The organism is Tepidimonas ignava, assembly GCF_004342625.1.
Classification (GTDB): domain Bacteria; phylum Pseudomonadota; class Gammaproteobacteria; order Burkholderiales; family Burkholderiaceae_C; genus Tepidimonas; species Tepidimonas ignava.
This window is the reverse complement of record NZ_SMAH01000002.1, coordinates 130,343-147,776: the sequence shown is the minus strand read 5'-3', so window position 1 is coordinate 147,776 and position 17,434 is coordinate 130,343. Positions and strand designations below refer to the sequence as shown.

Below are 17,434 nucleotides of genomic sequence, written 5' to 3'. Positions count from 1 at the left end.
CTTGTGCAGGAGGCATCATGACCGCTCATTACGAGGTCCGCGGCGACGTGGCCGTGATCACGCTGGACAACCCGCCCGTCAACGGGTTGGGGCTGTCCACCCGGCAGGCCATCGCCCAGGGGCTGGACCGCGCCCATGACGACACGGCGGTGCGCGCCATCGTCATCACCGGGGCGGGCAAGGCCTTTTCAGGCGGCGCCGACATCAAGGAGTTTGGCTCGCCCAAGGCGTACCAAGATCCGAACTTGCTCAGCCTGATCCTGACGCTGGACCATGCCCGCAAGCCCGTGGTGGCCGCCGTGCACAGCGTGTGCATGGGCGGTGGTTTGGAGCTGGCGCTGGGCGCCCACTACCGCATCGCCGCGCCGGGCACCAAGGTGGCGCTGCCGGAGGTCAAGCTGGGCTTGATCCCCGGCGCCGGTGGCACGCAGCGGCTGCCGCGTGTGTTGGGCGTGGAGCCCGCGCTCAACATGATCGTCAGCGGCGAGCCCGTCAACGCGGAGCTGTTGGCGCAGTTGCCCGGCCAAAAGCTGTTCGACAAAATCGCCGCCAGCGCCGACACGTTGCTGGACGAGGCGTTGGCGTTGGCGCGCGAAGCGGCCGACCGCCACGCCCAGGGGACGCCGCTGCCGCGCGTGCGCGACCTGCCGTGCAAGCACCCGCAGGCCGAGGCGTACTTCCAGTTCGCGCGCAACATGGTGGGTGCCCAGGCCAAGCACTACCCGGCGCCGTTGAAATGCATCGACGCGGTGCAGGCCGCCACCACCAAGCCGTTTGACGAGGGGCTGGCGCAGGAGCGGCAGACCTTCCTCAACCTGATGACCGATCCCGTCAGCATCGCGCTGCGTCATGTGTTCATGGCCGAACGCGCGGCTGGCAAGATCGCCGACGTGCCCGAAGACACCCCGCTGCGCGAGGTGCGCAGCCTGGCCATCATCGGCGCGGGCACGATGGGCAGCGGCATCGCGATCAACTTCCTCAACATCGGGCTGCCGGTGACGCTGTTGGAGACCAAGCAAGAGGCGCTGGACCGCGGCGTGGCGCACATCCGCTCGGTGTACGAGGGGCAGGTCAAGAAGGGCAAGCTCAAGCCCGAGCAGGCCGAGCAGCGCCTGGCGCTGCTGCGCACGACGCTGACCTACGACGACATCCGCGACGCCGACATGGTCATCGAAGCGGTGTTCGAAGACATCGAGGTCAAGCGCCAGGTGTTCGAGCGGCTTGACGCCGTGATGAAGCCCGGCGCCATTTTGGCCACCAACACCTCGACGCTGGACGTCAACAAGATCGCGTCGTTCACCCAACGGCCGCAGGACGTGGTGGGCACGCACTTTTTCAGCCCCGCCAACGTGATGAAGCTGCTGGAGGTGGTGCGCGGCGCGGCCACCGCCAAGGACGTGCTGGCCACCGTGATGGCGCTGGGCAAAAAAATCAAGAAGACCTGCGTGGTCAGCGGCGTGTGCGACGGCTTCATCGGCAACCGCATGATCGAACAGTACAGCCGTCAAGCCGGGTTCTTGCTGGAAGAGGGGTGCACGCCCGAGCAGGTGGACAAGGCGATCGAAAAGTTCGGCTTCGCGATGGGGCCGTTCCGCATGGGGGACCTGGCCGGCAACGACGTGGGTTGGTACATCCGCAAGCGCCGCTACGTCGAAAAGCCCCACATGCGCTACAGCAAGGTGGCCGACCGGCTGTGCGAAATGGGGCGCTTCGGGCAAAAGACCGGCGCCGGCTGGTACGACTACGCGCCGGGTAAGCGCGACGCCATCCCCAGCCCGGTGGTCAACCAGATGATTGAGGAGTACCGCAACGAGCTGGGCATCACCCCGCGCAAGATCAGCGACGAGGAGATCGTGCAGCGGCTGGTGTTTGCGCTGGTCAACGAAGGGGCGCACATCCTGGAAGAAAAAATCGCGGCGCGGGCCAGCGACATCGACATGGTGTACCTGACGGGCTACGGCTTTCCGGTGTGGCGCGGTGGCCCCATGCACTACGCCGAGCAGTACGGGCTGTTCAACGTGATGCAGGCGATGAAGCGCTTTGCGCGCAACCCGCACGACGACGCCCAGTTCTGGCAGCCCGCGCCGCTGATCCAGCGCCTGGTGGCCGAGGGCAAGGGCTTTGCCGCCGTCTAAAGGCGTCCCCCGAAGCAGACAAGGAATACCGACATGAGCAACGCTGTCATCGTTTCCACCGCCCGCACCCCGCTGGGCAAGAGCTGGAAGGGTTCGTTCAACATGACGCACGGCGCCACCTTGGGTGGTCACGTGGTGCGCGCGGCCATCGAGCGCGCGCGCCTGGACCCGGCCGAGGTCGAGGACGTCATCATGGGTTGCGCCAACCCCGAGGGCGCCACCGGTTGGAACATCGCGCGCCAGATCGCGCTGGCCGCGGGCTGTCCCGTCACCGTCAGTGGCATGACGGTCAACCGCTTTTGTTCGTCGGGCCTGCAAACGATCGCGTTGGCGGCGCAGCGCATCATCAGCGGCGAGGGCGAGATCTACGTGGCGGGCGGGGTGGAGAGCATCTCGTGCGTGCAAAACGAGATGAACAAGCACATGATGGCCGACCCCGCGCTGCTGGCGCGCAAGCCCGAGATTTACTGGAGCATGCTGCAAACCGCCGAGCAGGTGGCCAAGCGCTACGGCATCAGCCGCGACGCCATGGACGAGTACGGCGCGGCCAGCCAGCAAAAAGCCTGTGCCGCGGCCGCGGCTGGCAAGTTTGACGATGAGATCGTGCCCATCACGGTGACGGCCGGCGTGTACGACAAGGTGCGCGGCCTCATCACGAAAGAGGTGACCGTGACGCGCGACGAAGGCCTGCGGGAGGGCACCACCAAAGAAGCCATCGCGGGCATCAAACCGGCGCTGCCCGGTGGCACGATCGCGGCGGGCAACGCCAGCCAGTTTTCCGACGGCGCCGGCGCGTGCGTGGTGATGGACGAGAAGGTGGCCGAGCGCAAGGGCCTGCAGCCGCTGGGGCGCTTCCTGGGGTTCGCGGTGGCCGGCTGCGAGCCCGATGAAATGGGCATTGGCCCGGTGTTTGCCGTGCCCAAGGTGCTGCAGCGCCTGGGCCTGACGGTGGACGACATCGACCTGTGGGAGCTCAACGAGGCGTTTGCCGTCCAGGTGCTGTACTGCCGCGACCGCCTGGGCATTCCCGCCGAGCGGCTCAACGTCAACGGGGGCGCCATCGCCATCGGCCACCCTTACGGCATGTCCGGGCAACGCCTGACCGGCCACGCCCTGATCGAGGGCAAGCGCCGTGGCGCCAAACGGGTGTGCGTGACGATGTGCATCGGTGGCGGCATGGGCGCGGCCGGCGTGTTCGAGGTGTTGTGACATGGCCCAGGGTTTGCGCGCAGCCATCGACTTCTTGTTGTACGGGTGGTTGCAGGTGCAAACCCTGACCGCCCGGCCACGCTACGCCGAGCACTCGCGCGAGACGTTCGATGCCGTGCTGGACACCTGCGAGCGCATCGCGCGCGAGCGCTACGCGCCGTACAACCGGCTGGTCGACACCGAGGAGCCGCGCTTCGACGGCGAGCGCGTGATCCTGCCGCGCGCCACGCACGACGCCTGGCAAGCCTACGCCGCCAGCGGCATGCTGGCGGCGGCCCAGGACTACGAGCTGGGCGGCATGCAACTGCCGTACACCGTGGAAGCGGCGGGCAACGCGTTTTTCGCGGCGGCCTCGGTAAGCATCGGGGCCGGCATGCTGACCGTGGGCAACGCCAACCTGCTGCTGGCGCACGGCACCCCCGCGCAGCAGCGCGCCTTTGCGCTGCCGCAGTTGGCCGGGCGCTTTTCCGGCACGATGTGCCTGAGCGAGCCGCAGGCCGGCTCCAGCCTGAGCGATATCACCACGCGCGCCGTGCCGGATGGGCCTGACTTCGAGTCCGATGCGCTCGGGCCACGCTACCGCTTGCGCGGCAACAAAATGTGGATCAGCGCCGGCGAGCACGAACTCACCGACAACATCGTGCACCTGGTGCTGGCCAAGATTCCCGGGCCGGATGGGCGCTTGGTGCCCGGCGTGCAGGGGATTTCGCTGTTCATCGTGCCGAAAAAACTGGTGGATGCGGACGGCCAGTTGACCGGCGAGCGCAACGACGTGGCGTTGGCCGGCCTCAACCACAAGTGCGGCTGGCGTGGCACCACCAACACGCTGCTCAACTTTGGCGAGGGCCGCTACCCGGTGCGCCCGCCGGGGCTGGACGGGCAGGGTGCCGGGGCCATCGGTTACCGGGTGGGGGCGGCGGGGCAGGGCCTGCGCTGCATGTTCCACATGATGAACGAGGCGCGCATCGGCGTGGGCATGGCCGCGACGATGCTGGGCATGGCGGGCTACCTGGCCAGCCTGGATTACGCGCGCACCCGGCTGCAGGGGCGGCCGCTGGGCCCGGCCGGCAAAGACCCCACGCAACCGCCGGTGCCGATCATCCAGCACGCCGACGTCAAGCGCATGCTGCTGGCGCAAAAAGCCTATTGCGAAGGGGCGCTGGCGCTGGAGCTGTACTGCGCGCGGCTGGTGGACGAGCAGCGCACCGGTGACCCTGCCGCCGCGGACGAGGCCCGCCTGCTGCTGGAGGTGCTGACACCCATCGCCAAGAGCTGGCCGAGCGAGTGGTGCCTGGAGGCCAACAGCCTGGCCATCCAGGTGCACGGTGGCTACGGCTACACGCGCGACTTCCCGGTCGAGCAGTACTGGCGCGACAACCGCCTCAACATGATCCACGAGGGCACGCACGGCATCCAGGCGCTGGACCTGCTGGGGCGCAAGGTGCGCATGGAGGCCGGTCGTGGCCTGCAACTGCTGGGCCAGCGCATCGCCGCCACGGTGGCGCGTGCGCAGGGCGACGCTGCGTTGCAGGCGCACGCGCACGCGCTGCAACGTGCATGGCAGGAGGTGCTGGACGCCACCCGCGCCGCGTGGGTGGACGACGACGCCGCGGCGGCGCTGGCCAACGCGGTGCCGTACCTGCAGGCCTTTGGCCACACGGTGCTGGCCTGGATCTGGCTCGACGTGGCGCTGGCCGCCGCAGACGCGGGCGACGCCGCCCAGCGCGGGCGACGCCAAGCTTGCCGGTATTTTTTCCACTACGAGCTGCCCAAGATCGCGGCCTGGCTGCAGGTGGTGCGCACGCGCGACCTGACCTGCGCCGAGATGCCGGAAGCCGCGTTTTGACACGACCACCCCCGCAAGGAGACACCATGACCCGAACCATCCACGAACTTTTTGACCTGCGCGGCCGCGTGGCGCTGGTCACCGGCGGCTCGCGCGGGCTGGGCTTGCAGATCGCCCAAGCCTTGGGCGAAGCCGGCGCCAAAGTGATGCTGGCGGCGCGCAAAGCCGACGAGCTGGAGCAGGCCACCGCCGAGCTGCAGGCGCGTGGCATCGACGCGCGTTGGATCGCGGCCGACTGCGCCGACCCCGACGACCTGCACCGGTTGGGCAGCGAAACCCTGCAACGGCTGGGCGACATCGACATCCTGGTCAACAACGCGGGCGCCGCCTGGGGCGCGCCGGCCGAAGAGCACCCGTTGGCCGCGTGGGACAAGGTGATGAACCTCAACATCCGGGGCTACTTCATCCTCAGTCAGTACGTCGGCAAGCACAGCATGATCCCGCGTCGCCGCGGCAGCATCATCAACGTGGCCTCCATCGCCGGCTTGGGGGGCAACCCGCCCGACCTCAAAACCATCGCGTACAACACCTCCAAGGGCGCGGTGATCAACTTCACCCGTGCGCTGGCGGCGGAGTGGGGGCGTTACGGCATTCGCGTCAACGCCATCTGCCCGGGCTTTTTCCCCAGCAAGATGACGCGCGGCACGCTCGAAGCCCTGGGGCAGGAGCGGCTGGCGGCGCACGCGCCGCTGAACCGCCTGGGCGATGACGAGGACCTTAAGGGCACCGCGGTGCTGTTCGCGTCCGACGCGGGCAAGCACATCACCGGGCAGTGGCTGGCGGTGGACGGAGGCGTCAGTGCCGTCACCGGAGGCTGACCTGCCGTTCAGCGTGCACATCCCGTTCGTCGAGCTGCTGGGCTTGCGCCTGTGCCGTTGGGACGAGGGGGTGGCGGAGATCGCGCTGGACCCCACCGGGCAGCACCTCAACTCCTTTGGCGTGGTGCACGGCGGGGTGAGCATGACGCTGTTGGACGTGGCCATGGCGCACGCCGCGCGCAGTGTGCAGCGCGACGTGGGCGTGGTCACGATCGAGATGAAAACCACCTTCATGCAAGCGGCCAAGGGCCCGCTGCGCGCCCATGGGCGGCTGCTGCACCGCACCGCGACGCTGGCGTTCACCGAGGGCGAGGTGCGTGACGCCCAGGGACGGCTGTGCGCGCACGCCAGTGGCACGTTTCGCTACGTGCGTCGGCTGCCCGCCGCCGACCGCACGGTGCACCCCCTGCAAACCAAGGCGGTGGCGCCCGACGCCGTGTCCGACGCCCCCGCTGCGCCATGTTCATGAAAGGATCGCACGATGCCCCGTAACCAACAAATCCTGCTCGTCAGCCGCCCGCAGGGCCAAGCCTCGGTGGACAACTTTCGCCTGGTGGAGTGCGACACGCCGCCGCTGGCCGACGGCCACGTGCTGGTGCGCCACCACTACCTGAGCCTGGACCCGTACATGCGCGGGCGCATGAACGAGGGCAAGAGCTACGCGGCGCCCCAACCGCTGGGCGAGGTGATGATCGGCGGCACGGTGGGCCGGGTGGTCGAAAGCCGCCACCCACGCTACGCGCCGGGCGACTGGGTCGTCGGCATGGGGGGCTGGCAGTTGTACAGCGTGGTCGATGCCAACCAGCCAGGCGTGCTGCGCAAGGTCGATGTGTCGCGCATTCCGCCGAGCCACTACCTGGGGGCGGTGGGCATGCCGGGCGTGACCGCCTGGTACGGCCTGGTCAAGATCATCGAGCCCAAGCCCGGACAGACCATCACGGTCAGCGCCGCCGCGGGCGCGGTGGGCAGCGCCGTCGGGGTGCTGGCCAAGCAGCGCGGCTGCCGCGTCGTTGGCATTGCCGGTGGGCCGGACAAGTGCGCCTACGTGCGCGACGAGCTGGGCTTTGACGACTGCATCGACTACAAGCAGCACCCCGACCTGCGCGCGCTGGCGGGCGCGCTCAAGGCCACCTGCCCGGATGGCATCGACGGGCACTTCGAAAACGTCGGCGGCACGGTGCTGGACGCCGTGATGCTGCGCGCCAACGCCTTCGCGCGCGTGGCGCTGTGCGGCATGATCGCCGGCTACGACGGGCAGCCGTTGCCGATGCTCAACCCGGCGCTGATCCTCATCAACCGCATGCGCATCGAGGGCTTCATCGTCAGCGAGCACATGGAGGTCTGGCCCGAGGCGCTGGCCGAGCTGGGTGAGCTCGTCGGCAGTGGGCGTTTTCGCCCGCGTGAGAGCGTGGCGCAGGGGCTTGCGGCGGCGCCGGAGGCGTTTTTGGGCATGCTCAAAGGGCGCAACTTCGGCAAGCAACTGGTCAAGCTGGTGGACGATTGAGGCGGAGGGCAGCGCCATGTTGGACCCATGGAGCGGGCGCACCGCGGTCATCACCGGTGCGGGATCAGGGTTCGGGCTGGCGTTGGCGCGGTTGTGCGCGGCGCGTGGCATGCGCCTGGTGCTGGTGGACGTGCAGGACGACGCTTTGCAGCGCGCGGCGCAGGAACTGCAGCCCCAGGTGCCGGCGTTGCTGGCGCGCCGCGTCGACGTGGCCGACGCCGCCCAGATGGAAGCGCTGGCGGCGGAGGTGCGCGCGCACCTCGGCGCGCCGCATCTGGTGTTCAACAACGCCGGTGTGGCCGCGGGCGGTCTGGTGTGGGAAAACACCGTCGCCGATTGGCAGTGGGTGCTGGGCGTCAACCTGTGGGGGGTCATCCACGGGGTGCGCCTGTTCACGCCGATGATGCTGCAAGCCGCCCGCGCCGATCCCACGTGGCGCGGGCATATCGTCAACACCGCCAGCATGGCCGGCTTGCTGACGCCGCCCAACATGGGGGTGTACAACGTCAGCAAGCACGCGGTGGTGGCGTTGACCGAAACGCTGTACCAGGACCTCAGGCTGGTGACCGACCAGGTGAGCGCCAGCGTGCTGTGCCCCTATTTTGTGCCCACGGGCATCGCGCACAGCGAGCGCAACCGCCCTGCCGCGCTGGCGGGCGGCGTGCCGACGCGCAGCCAGCTCATCGGTCAGGCGATGAGCCAAAAGGCGGTGGCCAGCGGCAAGGTCAGTGCGGCGGATGTCGCGCGTGCCGTGCTCGACGCCGTGGAGCACGACCGCTTTTACATTTACAGCCACCCCCACGCGCTGGGCGGGGTGCGCGAGCGTCTGCAGGCCATCGTCGCCGGCACCAACCCGCCCGACCCGTTCGCCGAGCGGCCCGAGGTGGGGGCGCAGCTGCGCGCGGCGCTGCGCGGCATGGACGGCGTCGACGCCCTCAACCGCGCATCGCGGTGAACAAGCGGTCGTTGTCCAACACGGCGATCAGCACCTGTCCCCCGCGGGCACGTATCAGGCGGTCGATCAGACGCCGGCCGCTGCCGCCGAAAGGCGCGTCGATGATTTCGCTGGCCTCGAACTCGGGCACGGCGTGCAGCTCGTCGACCAAGATGCCGCAGACCTGCGCCCCGCGCTCGAGCACGATGATTTGGCGCCCTTCGGTGGAGCGCGCGGGTGCCGCGGGGTTCAACAGCCGAGCCAGGTCGTACACCCAGATGAAGTGGTTGATGGCGGTGTTGGCGGTGGGGGGGATCAGGCCCACCAACGCCGGGTGTCCGGTGGCCGGCGCGGACGTCATCTGGTCGGCCGGCACCGCTTCGCGCACGCAGGCCGCGTCGATGGCCAACAAGTCGCCACCCAGGTAGAACGTCGCGTATTCGTGACCGCCGCGTGCGCTGGCCTGCGTCCACCAATCGTCGTGTTCACGTGTGGCGCCGGCCAACCCCTCCCGGACGTCACCCAGCGGTTCGATGACGATGGCGATCACGTCGTCACGGTAGCCATCGGTGGTTTTGAACTCGCGGTAGCCGGCCGACGCGGACGCACCCAAAACGGCGTAGCGGCCCTCATGCTCGACGATGCGGCTGACCGTTTCACCGTTGGGCAGACCCAGCCACGGCATGGCGGCCGGCAGGGGCTCGCCGATGGGCAGCTCGGGATGGGTGGTGGCGATCAACCGGCCTTGACGGTCGGTCAAATGGGCTTGGGCGTTGCGACGTCCGCCGATGGCGCCCTGCAACATGGCCAGAAATTCGCGCCGTGCATTGAACACGATGCCGATGCCGCCCACCACGCGGCGCTCGTCATCGGGGTGGCGGATGGCTGCGTGGTAGGTGTAGGTGGCCTGACCGTCCGACAACGGGTCCACGCGGAACGGGCTGACGTGGTAGCGTTGCTCATCGTCAAGTGCCAGCACCGCCTGCAGGGTCTCGGCGTCCACCGAGGACGCCGAGGCGCTGTCGTCGCCCCCAGCGTGCGACTGGGCCACGATGCGGCCTTGCCGGTCGTACACAAACAGTCGGGAGTACACCGTGTACAGCGAATGGATGTAGCGCAGGATGCCACGGATCGTCTCGAATGCACCAGGATCGGGCGAGTCTTGCGCCAATATGGTGCGAAACTCCGGTGTCAGCGCCCACCAACGGCAGTCATCGGCCCGCTCGTACAGGTTGCGGTCCAGCAGGTCCACCGCCAAATGGGCCACCAGCCCGATCTGCTGCAGGCTGGACGACAACACGGTCTCGTACAAGTCGCGCACCGAGTGCGAAAACAACGTGTTGCTGCGCGCGCCGGTTTCGCTGATTTGATCCAGGATGGTCTTGAGCCGTTGCCGATCCATGTTGCGGCCCGCGGTCACCACCTGCCCATTCCACACCACGCGCCGAATCGACTCGGTGGCCCGGATGACCTCGTACAAGGGCGGGCTGAAATTGCGCGCATGCGACAGCAACCCCGCCGCAATCATCGGGTCAAGCGCGTCGAGCACGCTGCTGTCGTCGCGTTGGAACGCCAAATCGATCGGGATCATTACCTGGCCCTGCCACCCCTCGGGGCCGCGGTAGCCCTGGTAGCCCTCGGCGTAGCGGGTGGCCACCAGGTACTCGCGGCCGGCGAACAGCAGCAAACGCGGGTTGTCGTCGGGGTTGGTGGGCACGCGCACGCCGCGAGGGATCCAATGCTCGTCGGCGCTGGCCAGCACCGTGCCGTCGCCATCGAGCAGCAACATGATGGAGCGGCCGCGCGGATCGCGATGCGACCGAAAAATGCCCGCCATTTCGGTCTCGAAGCCAAACACCAAGCACAGCACACCCACCGGCTCATGGGTCGACGGGTGCAACATCCGCTGGGCGTACATCAGGCTGGGACCCAACCCGGGCCGCAGGTCCGTGGGGCGAAACACCTGCACGTACCCGTCGGTCTGCAAGGCCTGGGCCAGCAGCGGGTCTTGGGTGCCCTCGACCGCGTACGCCGGGTCGGTCTGCACGAGCACGTTGCCCTCGGTGTCCAGCAGAAAAATCTCGTCGTACACGGTGTACTTGCGCCGGTACGACCGCAGCCGTGCACGTACCGCGTCGACGTCGCGCACCTGGCCGGCGACGAACTCGCACAGCACCCGGTCGATGGCCAAGAAGCCCACGTCGGCCGTGCGCTCGTACAGGTTGCGCACCACGATGTCGATGATGTAGCCCGCCCGTGTCGCGATGGCCGACATGACGTTGTCGATCTTTTCCGACACCAGGCTGCGCACCAGCTCGCTTTCCAGCCGGTCGAAGCCGGAGCGGGTGGCGGCGATGGTCGGCAGGATCGCCTGCGCCTCGGTCGGGCAAACCATGCGGGCGGTCGACTCGATCAGTCGCCACATCACGTTGAGCTCGCGCAGCGACGTCTCGCAGCGCACCACATCGGGCATGTAGGGTAGGTAGTTGTCAACGGCAAGGGCGGGATGGGCCATGGAAGCAGCACGAAGGAAACAGCAATTGCCCGCTGGATAGCAAACGGCGTGCCGAAGCGTCTGTGGCACACTTCCGCGCTCTTCGAGTGACCGCGAATCCCATGCAAGCAACGATCGTCGAGCGCATCGCCGCCGAGCTGGGCGTGCGCCCTGTGCAGGTGCAGGCCGCCGTGGACCTGCTGGACGGTGGTGCCACCGTACCCTTCATCGCCCGCTACCGCAAGGAAGCCACAGGCGGGTTGGACGACACCCAGCTACGGCTGTTGCAGCAGCGGCTGGACTACCTGCGCGAGCTCGAGGAGCGCCGTGCCGCGGTGCTGCGCAGCATCGAGGAGCAGGGCAAGCTCACGCCGGCGCTGCGCGCCGCGCTGGCGGCGGCCGCCACCAAGCAGGAGCTGGAAGACCTGTACCTGCCGTACAAGCCCAAGCGGCGCACCAAAGCGCAGATCGCGCGCGAGGCGGGTCTGACGCCGCTGGCCGATGCGCTGTGGGCCGACCCGACGCTGGACCCGGCGGTGGCGGCGCAGGCCTACGTCAAGGCCGCCGTGGGGGACGACGGCAGCGACTTCACCACGGTGGCGGCGGTGCTCGACGGTGCGCGCGACATTCTGGCCGAGCGCTGGGCCGAGGATGCTGCGATCGTGCAACCGTTGCGGGCATGGCTGTGGGATGAGGGGCTGCTGCGCAGCCGCCGCGTCGACACGACCAACCCTGAGGACCCCGAGGTGGCCAAGTTTCGTGACTACTTTGAGCACGACGAGCCGATCGCGCGGGTGCCGTCGCACCGGGCGCTGGCGATGCTGCGTGGGCGTGCCCAGCAGGTGCTGGACGTGCGGCTGGCGCAGCCCGACGAGCCGCTGCCAGGGCAGCCTTCGCAGGCCGAGCAGCGCTTGGCGCGTTTGCTGGGCTGGCAACACCAGGGCCGCGCCGCCGACGATTGGTTGCGCCGCTGCGTGGCCTGGACCTGGCGGGTCAAGCTGAGCCTGGCCATTGAGCGCGATTTGCTGGCCCGCCTGCGCGAGCAGGCCGAAGCGGTGGCCATCCAGGTCTTTGGCGCCAACCTGCGCGACCTGCTGTTGGCGGCGCCGGCCGGCGCACGCCCGACGATGGGGCTGGACCCCGGCATCCGCACCGGTGTCAAGGTCGCGGTGGTCGACGCCACCGGCAAGGTGGTGGACACCGCCACCGTCTACCCGTTCGAGCCACGCCGCGACCTCGAAGGGACGCTGGCGACCCTTGCGGCGCTGGTGCAGCGCCACCGTGTCGAGCTGATCGCCATCGGCAACGGCACCGCCAGCCGCGAAACCGACCGCCTGGCCGCCGAGCTGCTGCAACGGCTGCGCGCGCAGGGTGTCCAGCCGCCGCCCACCAAGGTGATGGTCAGCGAAGCCGGCGCGTCGGTCTACAGCGCCAGCGAGCTGGCGGCGCAGGAGCTGCCCGACCTGGACGTCAGCCTGCGCGGTGCGGTCAGCATCGCGCGCCGGCTGCAGGACCCGCTGGCCGAGTTGGTCAAAATCGACCCCAAAAGCGTGGGCGTCGGCCAGTACCAGCACGACGTGGATCAGGCGGCGCTGGCCCGCACGCTGGACGCGGTGGTGGAGGATTGCGTCAACGCCGTGGGGGTGGACCTCAACACCGCCAGCGCCGCGCTGCTGGCGCGCGTGTCGGGGCTGACGCCGGCCACCGCGCGCGCCGTGGTGCGCTGGCGCGACGCGCACGGGGCGTTTCGCCGCCGGCAGCAGTTGCTGCAAGTCACCGGCATCGGGCCCAAGACCTTCGAGCAGTGCGCGGGCTTTTTGCGCATCCGCGGCGGTGAGGAGCCGCTGGACATGACCGGCGTGCACCCGGAAGCCTACCCGGTGGTGCAGCGCATTCTGGCTGCGGCCGGGCAGCCCATCGAGGCCGTGCTGGGCCGGCGCGACGTGCTGCGGGGGTTGGCGCCCGAGCGCTTCACCGACGAGCGCTTTGGCCTGCCGACGGTGCGCGACATCTTGGCCGAGCTGGAAAAGCCCGGCCGCGACCCGCGTCCGGAATTTCGCGTCGCGCGGTTTGACGATGCGGTGCACGACATCACCGACCTCAAAGCAGGCATGGTGCTGGAGGGCACGGTCACCAACGTGGCGCAGTTTGGCGCCTTCGTCGACATCGGTGTGCATCAAGATGGACTGGTGCACGTCAGCCAACTGGCCAACCGGTACGTGGCCGATGCGCGCAGCGTCGTCAAGGTGGGCGACGTGGTGCGTGTCAGGGTGCTGGAGGTGGACGTGGCCCGGCGTCGCATCGCGCTGAGCCTGCGCCTGGACGCTGACGCGGCGGGCTCCACCCCAGCCGGCGCCAGCGGGGGCGCACGTGGCGGCGCGGGCCAGCGGCCGCGTCACCCCACACGCGAGCCGCAGGCCGCCGCCCCCACCGCGCTGGCCGCGGCGTTTGCCCGCGTGCAGGCCGGGCGGCGCTGAGCACGGCCCAGCCTCGGGCTATCATCGGCACTGCCATGACGTTGGACGAACTGCTGCAACAGGCCAAGGCAATCCCCAGCATCCCGCGGGTGGTGTCCGAAGTTCTGACCGAGTTGGACCGGGACGACCCCGATCCGCGCCGTCTGAGTGAGCTCATCGCCACCGACCCGGGGTTGACCGCACGGCTGTTGAAGCTGGCCAACTCGGCCTTTTTCGGGCTGACGCGGCAGATCGACTCGGTCGACGAAGCCATCCAGGTGCTGGGGCTCAACCACCTGCGCACGCTGGTGCAGGCGGTGGCGCTGGGCACCAGCTTCAAAACCGTGCCCGGCGTCAACCTGGAGCAGTTCTGGCGCTACAGCCTCAACACCGCCAAAATCTGCCGGCCGCTGGCGCGCAGCCTCAAGCTGCCCGACGGCGCCGCGTTCACCGCCGGCCTGGTGCACGCGGTGGGTGACCTGGTCATGCACATCGGCATGCCTGACGTCGTGGCCAAAATCGACTGGCGCGTGTCGCCGTTTGACCTCACCCGCGCGGAGGTCGAGCGCTCGGTGCTGGGCTACACCTACGCCGACGTCAGCGCGGCGTTTGCCCAGCGCTGGGACTTCCCCGAGGCGATCGTGACCGCGCTCAAGCACCAGTTGGTGCCGTTCGAAGGCGATATTTACGAGCCGCTGGCGGGCGTGGTGCACATGGCGGCGTGGCGCGCGCGCGCGCAGGAAATGGGGCTGGACCGCGAGGCGATGCGGGCGACCTTCCCCGACGTCGTGGCCACCTTGCTGGGCCTGAGCCTGGACACCGTGCTGGACAAAGACCCCGAACAATGGACCTCGGCGGGCGAGCTGGCCGCTTTTTTGCACTGAGCGTTGACGATGCGCCTGGACGAGCTGCTGCAACGACCCGAAGCCCTGCCGGTGGTGCCGGACGTGGCGGCGCGCTTGATCGCCACCTTTGGCCAGACGGAGGTCGATCTCAACGACGTTGCGCAGACGCTGGAGCAAGACCCCGCGTTGTCGGCGCGGGTGCTGCGTCAGGCCAATTCGGCCTTGTTACGGTTGCTGCGCCCTGTGCACAGCGTGCGCGACGCCGTGTGGGTGCTGGGCCTGACGCGGCTGCGCGCGCTGGTGTTGGCTGCGGCGGTGCAAAGCCGCTTCCCGGCGCCGGCCGGTATCGAACTGGAGCGGTTTTGGGACTACAGCCTGGCCGCGGCGGCCCTGGCGCGCACGGTGTGCGCGCCGCGCCAGCTCGATGATGCGGTGGCGCTGACCGCCGCGCTGCTGCACGGGGTGGGCACGCTGGTCATGCACCAGGTCATGCCCACACCGATGCTGGCGCTGCAGGCCCAAGTGCCGTGGTGGTCGCTGCAACGACCGCTGGCCGAGCAACAAACGTTGGGCTACACCTACGCCGACGTCGGGGCGGCGCTGGCGGCGCACTGGCGGCTGCCGGACACGCTGGTGCGCGCCATCGCGCAGCACGTGCAGCCGCTGCGCCACGATCCCCCCGACCCGTTGGCCGCGGTGGTGCACATGGTGGCGTGGCGCGCCCGGGTGTGGATGACGGACAACGCGCGCGACACGCTGATCCACAGCTACCCTGACGCGGTGGGCGAACTGCTGCAGCTCGACCCCGACCTGCTGGTCAACCCGGACGTCGTGCCGGCGGGGCAGGGGGCGTGATGCGGGCGCTGCGCATCTACGCCGGAGCGGCGGCCCGGGCGCACCTGCACCAGCACGGGCTGCGCCCGCACGACATCGGCGTCGTGCCCGGCGCGGCCGGCGGGCCCAAGGGCCTGATCCTGGGTCCGCTGGACCGGTGGTTGTTTGGGCACTGGCTTGCCCAGGCCCAGCGCACGGTGCACCTGGTCGGGGCCTCGATCGGGGCGTGGCGCATGGCCACGGCCTGCTTGCACGACGCGGTCGCGGCGTTCGAGCGGCTGGAGCGCGACTACATCGCGCAGGACTACGTCGTTGAACCCGGCCGCACACGGCCCACGCCACAGCACGTCAGCGCGGCGTTTGCGCACAACCTGCGGCTGTTTTTTGGCGGCCGTGTGCACGAGGTGCTGCAGCACCCCCACTGGCGCGTGCACATCGTCACCGCGCGGGGACGTCACGTGCTGGCACGCGAGGGACGCTGGCGCACGCCGCTGGGCTACGCCGCGGCGTACCTGAGCAACGCCGTGCATCGGCGGGCGCTGCAAGCGTGGCTGGAGCGGGTGGTGTTCAGCAGCGTGGCCCCCAACGCAGCGCCGCCCGGGCTACCGTTCGACACGCGCGACTACCGCACCCGCGCTGTCACGCTCAGCGTCGACAACTTCATGCCCGCGCTGCAGGCCAGTTGCTCGATCCCGTTCGTGCTGCAAGCGGTGCATGACATCCCTGGTGCGCCGCCCGGCGCGTACTGGGACGGCGGCATCACCGACTACCACCTGCACCTGCGCTGGCGGCCCCAACTCGGGCTGGTGCTGTACCCGCATTTTCAGCGCCAGATCGTGCCGGGTTGGCTGGACAAGGCGCTGCCCTGGCGCCACCGCGCCACCGACGCCCTGGACCACACCATCGTCTTGGCGCCCGACCCGCAGTGGGTGCGCACGCTGCCCAACGGCAAGCTGCCCGACCGCAGCGATTTTCCGCACTACGGCAAGGACCTGGCGGCGCGTGTGCGCGCGTGGACCACCGCGGTGCGCGAGGCCCAGCGCCTGGCCGACGAGTTCCAGGCCTGGTTGCAACGCCCGGACCCTTCGGTCGTCGAACCGCTGTGATCAGCCGTGGCGCTGGGGGCGTGGCCGCCTTCACAGCGACGCTTCGAGCATCGCCTCGTAATCCTCGGCCGTGGCCAGGCGCGGGTTGGTTCGGTGGCAGTGGTCGGCCAGGGCACCTTCGATGATGCGGGGGAACATCGCGCGCGTCACCCCGAGCTCGCCCAGACCCGTCGGCAACCCCAGCCGCGCGGTCATCGACCGAATGGCCGGGGCCACCTCGTGCCCATCGGCCAGCCCCATCGCCTGCGCCAGCCGCTGCAACCGCTGCTCGCGCCGCACGCTGTCGGCCTGGGCGTTGAACTCGATGACCGCCGGCAAAAAGATGGCGTTGAGCGTGCCGTGGTGCAGGGCCGGGTTGAGCCCGCCCAAGCTGTGGCTGAGCGAGTGCACGCAGCCCAACCCCTTTTGGAACGCCATGGCCCCCTGCATGCTGGCGCTGAGCATGTTCAGGCGCGCCTGCAGGTCGTGGCCGTCGCGCACCGCGCGCTCGATGTGCGCCCAGCCACGCTGCAGACCATCCAGCGCGATGCCGTCGGCGGGCGGGTTGAACGCCGGCGCCAAGAACGTCTCGATGCAGTGCGCGATCGCGTCCATGCCGGTGGCCGCGGTCAGCCGCGGCGGCAGGCCCACGGTCAGCTCGGGGTCCAAAATCGCGGCTTTGGGCAACAAATGCCAGCTGTGAAAGCCGAGTTTGCGGCCGTCGTCGACGATGAGGATGGCGCCGCGCGCCACCTCGCTGCCGGTGCCGGCCGTGGTGGGGATCGCGATCAGCGGCGGCACACGCTCGGTGATGCGGGGCGAGCCACCTTCGATCGTGGCGTAGGTCTTGAGCGGCCCGTCGTGGGTGACGGCGATCGCCACGCCCTTGGCGCAGTCGATCGGGCTGCCACCCCCCAGCGCGATCAAACCGTCGCAGCCCGCCTCGTGGTACAGCGCGGCCGCGCTGCGCACCGCCGCCTCGGTGGGGTTGGACGGGGTGCCGTCGAACACGGCCAGCGCCGCTCCAGCGCCCAGCGTGTCCAGCACCCGCTGCAACAGGCCGGCGCCACGCACCCCGGCGTCGGTCACGATCAGCGGCCGCCGGATCCCCACCCGCGCGCACTCGGCGGGCAGCAGGCGCAACGCCCCGGGTTCGATTTGGATCGTGGTCAGGTAGCGGATTTCGGCCATCGTCGTGGTCTCCTCGAGCCAAACGGTTCAAGCCTAGCATGGGCCGTGTGGCGCGCCTGACGCCAAAGTGGCAGTCCAGGCGC

At 69.3% G+C, this 17,434-nt stretch carries 13 protein-coding genes; 11 read left to right on the top strand and 2 right to left on the bottom strand.

From position 1 onward, the window contains the following. Window positions 1–17: 17 nt before the first annotated feature. From EDC36_RS02030 to EDC36_RS02000, 7 genes are read left to right on the top strand one after another with little or no spacing between them, the layout of a single operon-like run. Window positions 18–2,135 carry a 3-hydroxyacyl-CoA dehydrogenase NAD-binding domain-containing protein gene (locus EDC36_RS02030; RefSeq protein WP_132961595.1) on the top strand — a complete coding sequence of 706 codons (2,118 nt, stop codon included), beginning with the start codon at window positions 18–20 and terminating at the stop codon, window positions 2,133–2,135. Window positions 2,136–2,168: 33 nt separating this feature from the next. Continuing rightward, entirely contained in the window at window positions 2,169–3,344 is a 1,176-nt protein-coding gene (locus EDC36_RS02025; protein WP_132961594.1) for an acetyl-CoA C-acyltransferase, read from the top strand. A gap of 1 nt (window position 3,345) precedes the next feature. Beyond that, entirely contained in the window at window positions 3,346–5,190 is a 1,845-nt protein-coding gene (locus tag EDC36_RS02020) for an acyl-CoA dehydrogenase (protein WP_132961593.1), read from the top strand. 26 nt (window positions 5,191–5,216) lie between these two features. Continuing rightward, entirely contained in the window at window positions 5,217–6,008 is a 792-nt protein-coding gene (locus EDC36_RS02015; RefSeq protein ID WP_132961592.1) for an SDR family oxidoreductase, read from the top strand. Next, window positions 5,989–6,477: a PaaI family thioesterase gene (locus EDC36_RS02010; RefSeq protein ID WP_243646432.1), complete on the top strand. Its 489-nt coding sequence runs from the start codon at window positions 5,989–5,991 to the stop codon at window positions 6,475–6,477. The genes EDC36_RS02015 and EDC36_RS02010 overlap by 20 nt, the downstream gene beginning before the upstream one ends. Before the next feature lie 12 nt (window positions 6,478–6,489). Continuing rightward, window positions 6,490–7,512: an NADP-dependent oxidoreductase gene (locus tag EDC36_RS02005; protein ID WP_132961590.1), complete on the top strand. Its 1,023-nt coding sequence runs from the start codon at window positions 6,490–6,492 to the stop codon at window positions 7,510–7,512. A gap of 16 nt (window positions 7,513–7,528) precedes the next feature. Then, window positions 7,529–8,467: an SDR family oxidoreductase gene (locus EDC36_RS02000; RefSeq protein WP_132961589.1), complete on the top strand. Its 939-nt coding sequence runs from the start codon at window positions 7,529–7,531 to the stop codon at window positions 8,465–8,467. Here the strand turns inward: EDC36_RS02000 and EDC36_RS01995 are convergent. After that, window positions 8,448–10,961 (bottom strand): chemotaxis protein CheW, encoded by a 2,514-nt coding sequence (locus EDC36_RS01995; RefSeq protein WP_132961588.1) that lies wholly within the window; start codon window positions 10,959–10,961, stop codon window positions 8,448–8,450. The two genes, EDC36_RS02000 and EDC36_RS01995, sit on opposite strands and share 20 nt — an antisense overlap. A gap of 101 nt (window positions 10,962–11,062) precedes the next feature. Between EDC36_RS01995 and EDC36_RS01990 the strand changes: the two genes are divergently transcribed. Genes EDC36_RS01990 through EDC36_RS01975 form a run of 4 tightly spaced genes read left to right on the top strand, consistent with a single transcriptional unit; the run spans window position 11,063 to window position 16,181 of the window. Next, window positions 11,063–13,417: a Tex family protein gene (locus EDC36_RS01990; protein ID WP_132961587.1), complete on the top strand. Its 2,355-nt coding sequence runs from the start codon at window positions 11,063–11,065 to the stop codon at window positions 13,415–13,417. Between the two features lie 35 nt (window positions 13,418–13,452). Beyond that, the gene (locus EDC36_RS01985; protein ID WP_132961586.1) at window positions 13,453–14,280 is read left to right on the top strand and encodes an HDOD domain-containing protein; all 828 of its coding nucleotides are present in this window, start codon (window positions 13,453–13,455) and stop codon (window positions 14,278–14,280) included. Between the two features lie 9 nt (window positions 14,281–14,289). After that, the gene (locus EDC36_RS01980; RefSeq protein ID WP_132961585.1) at window positions 14,290–15,096 is read left to right on the top strand and encodes an HDOD domain-containing protein; all 807 of its coding nucleotides are present in this window, start codon (window positions 14,290–14,292) and stop codon (window positions 15,094–15,096) included. Then, window positions 15,096–16,181, top strand: a complete 1,086-nt coding sequence (locus EDC36_RS01975; RefSeq protein ID WP_132961584.1) for a patatin-like phospholipase family protein — start codon at window positions 15,096–15,098, stop codon at window positions 16,179–16,181. The genes EDC36_RS01980 and EDC36_RS01975 overlap by 1 nt, the downstream gene beginning before the upstream one ends. A 30-nt stretch (window positions 16,182–16,211) precedes the next feature. Here the strand turns inward: EDC36_RS01975 and EDC36_RS01970 are convergent, their stop codons facing one another. Beyond that, window positions 16,212–17,351, bottom strand: a complete 1,140-nt coding sequence (locus EDC36_RS01970; protein ID WP_132961583.1) for an iron-containing alcohol dehydrogenase — start codon at window positions 17,349–17,351, stop codon at window positions 16,212–16,214. Between the last annotated feature and the right edge of the window lie 83 nt (window positions 17,352–17,434).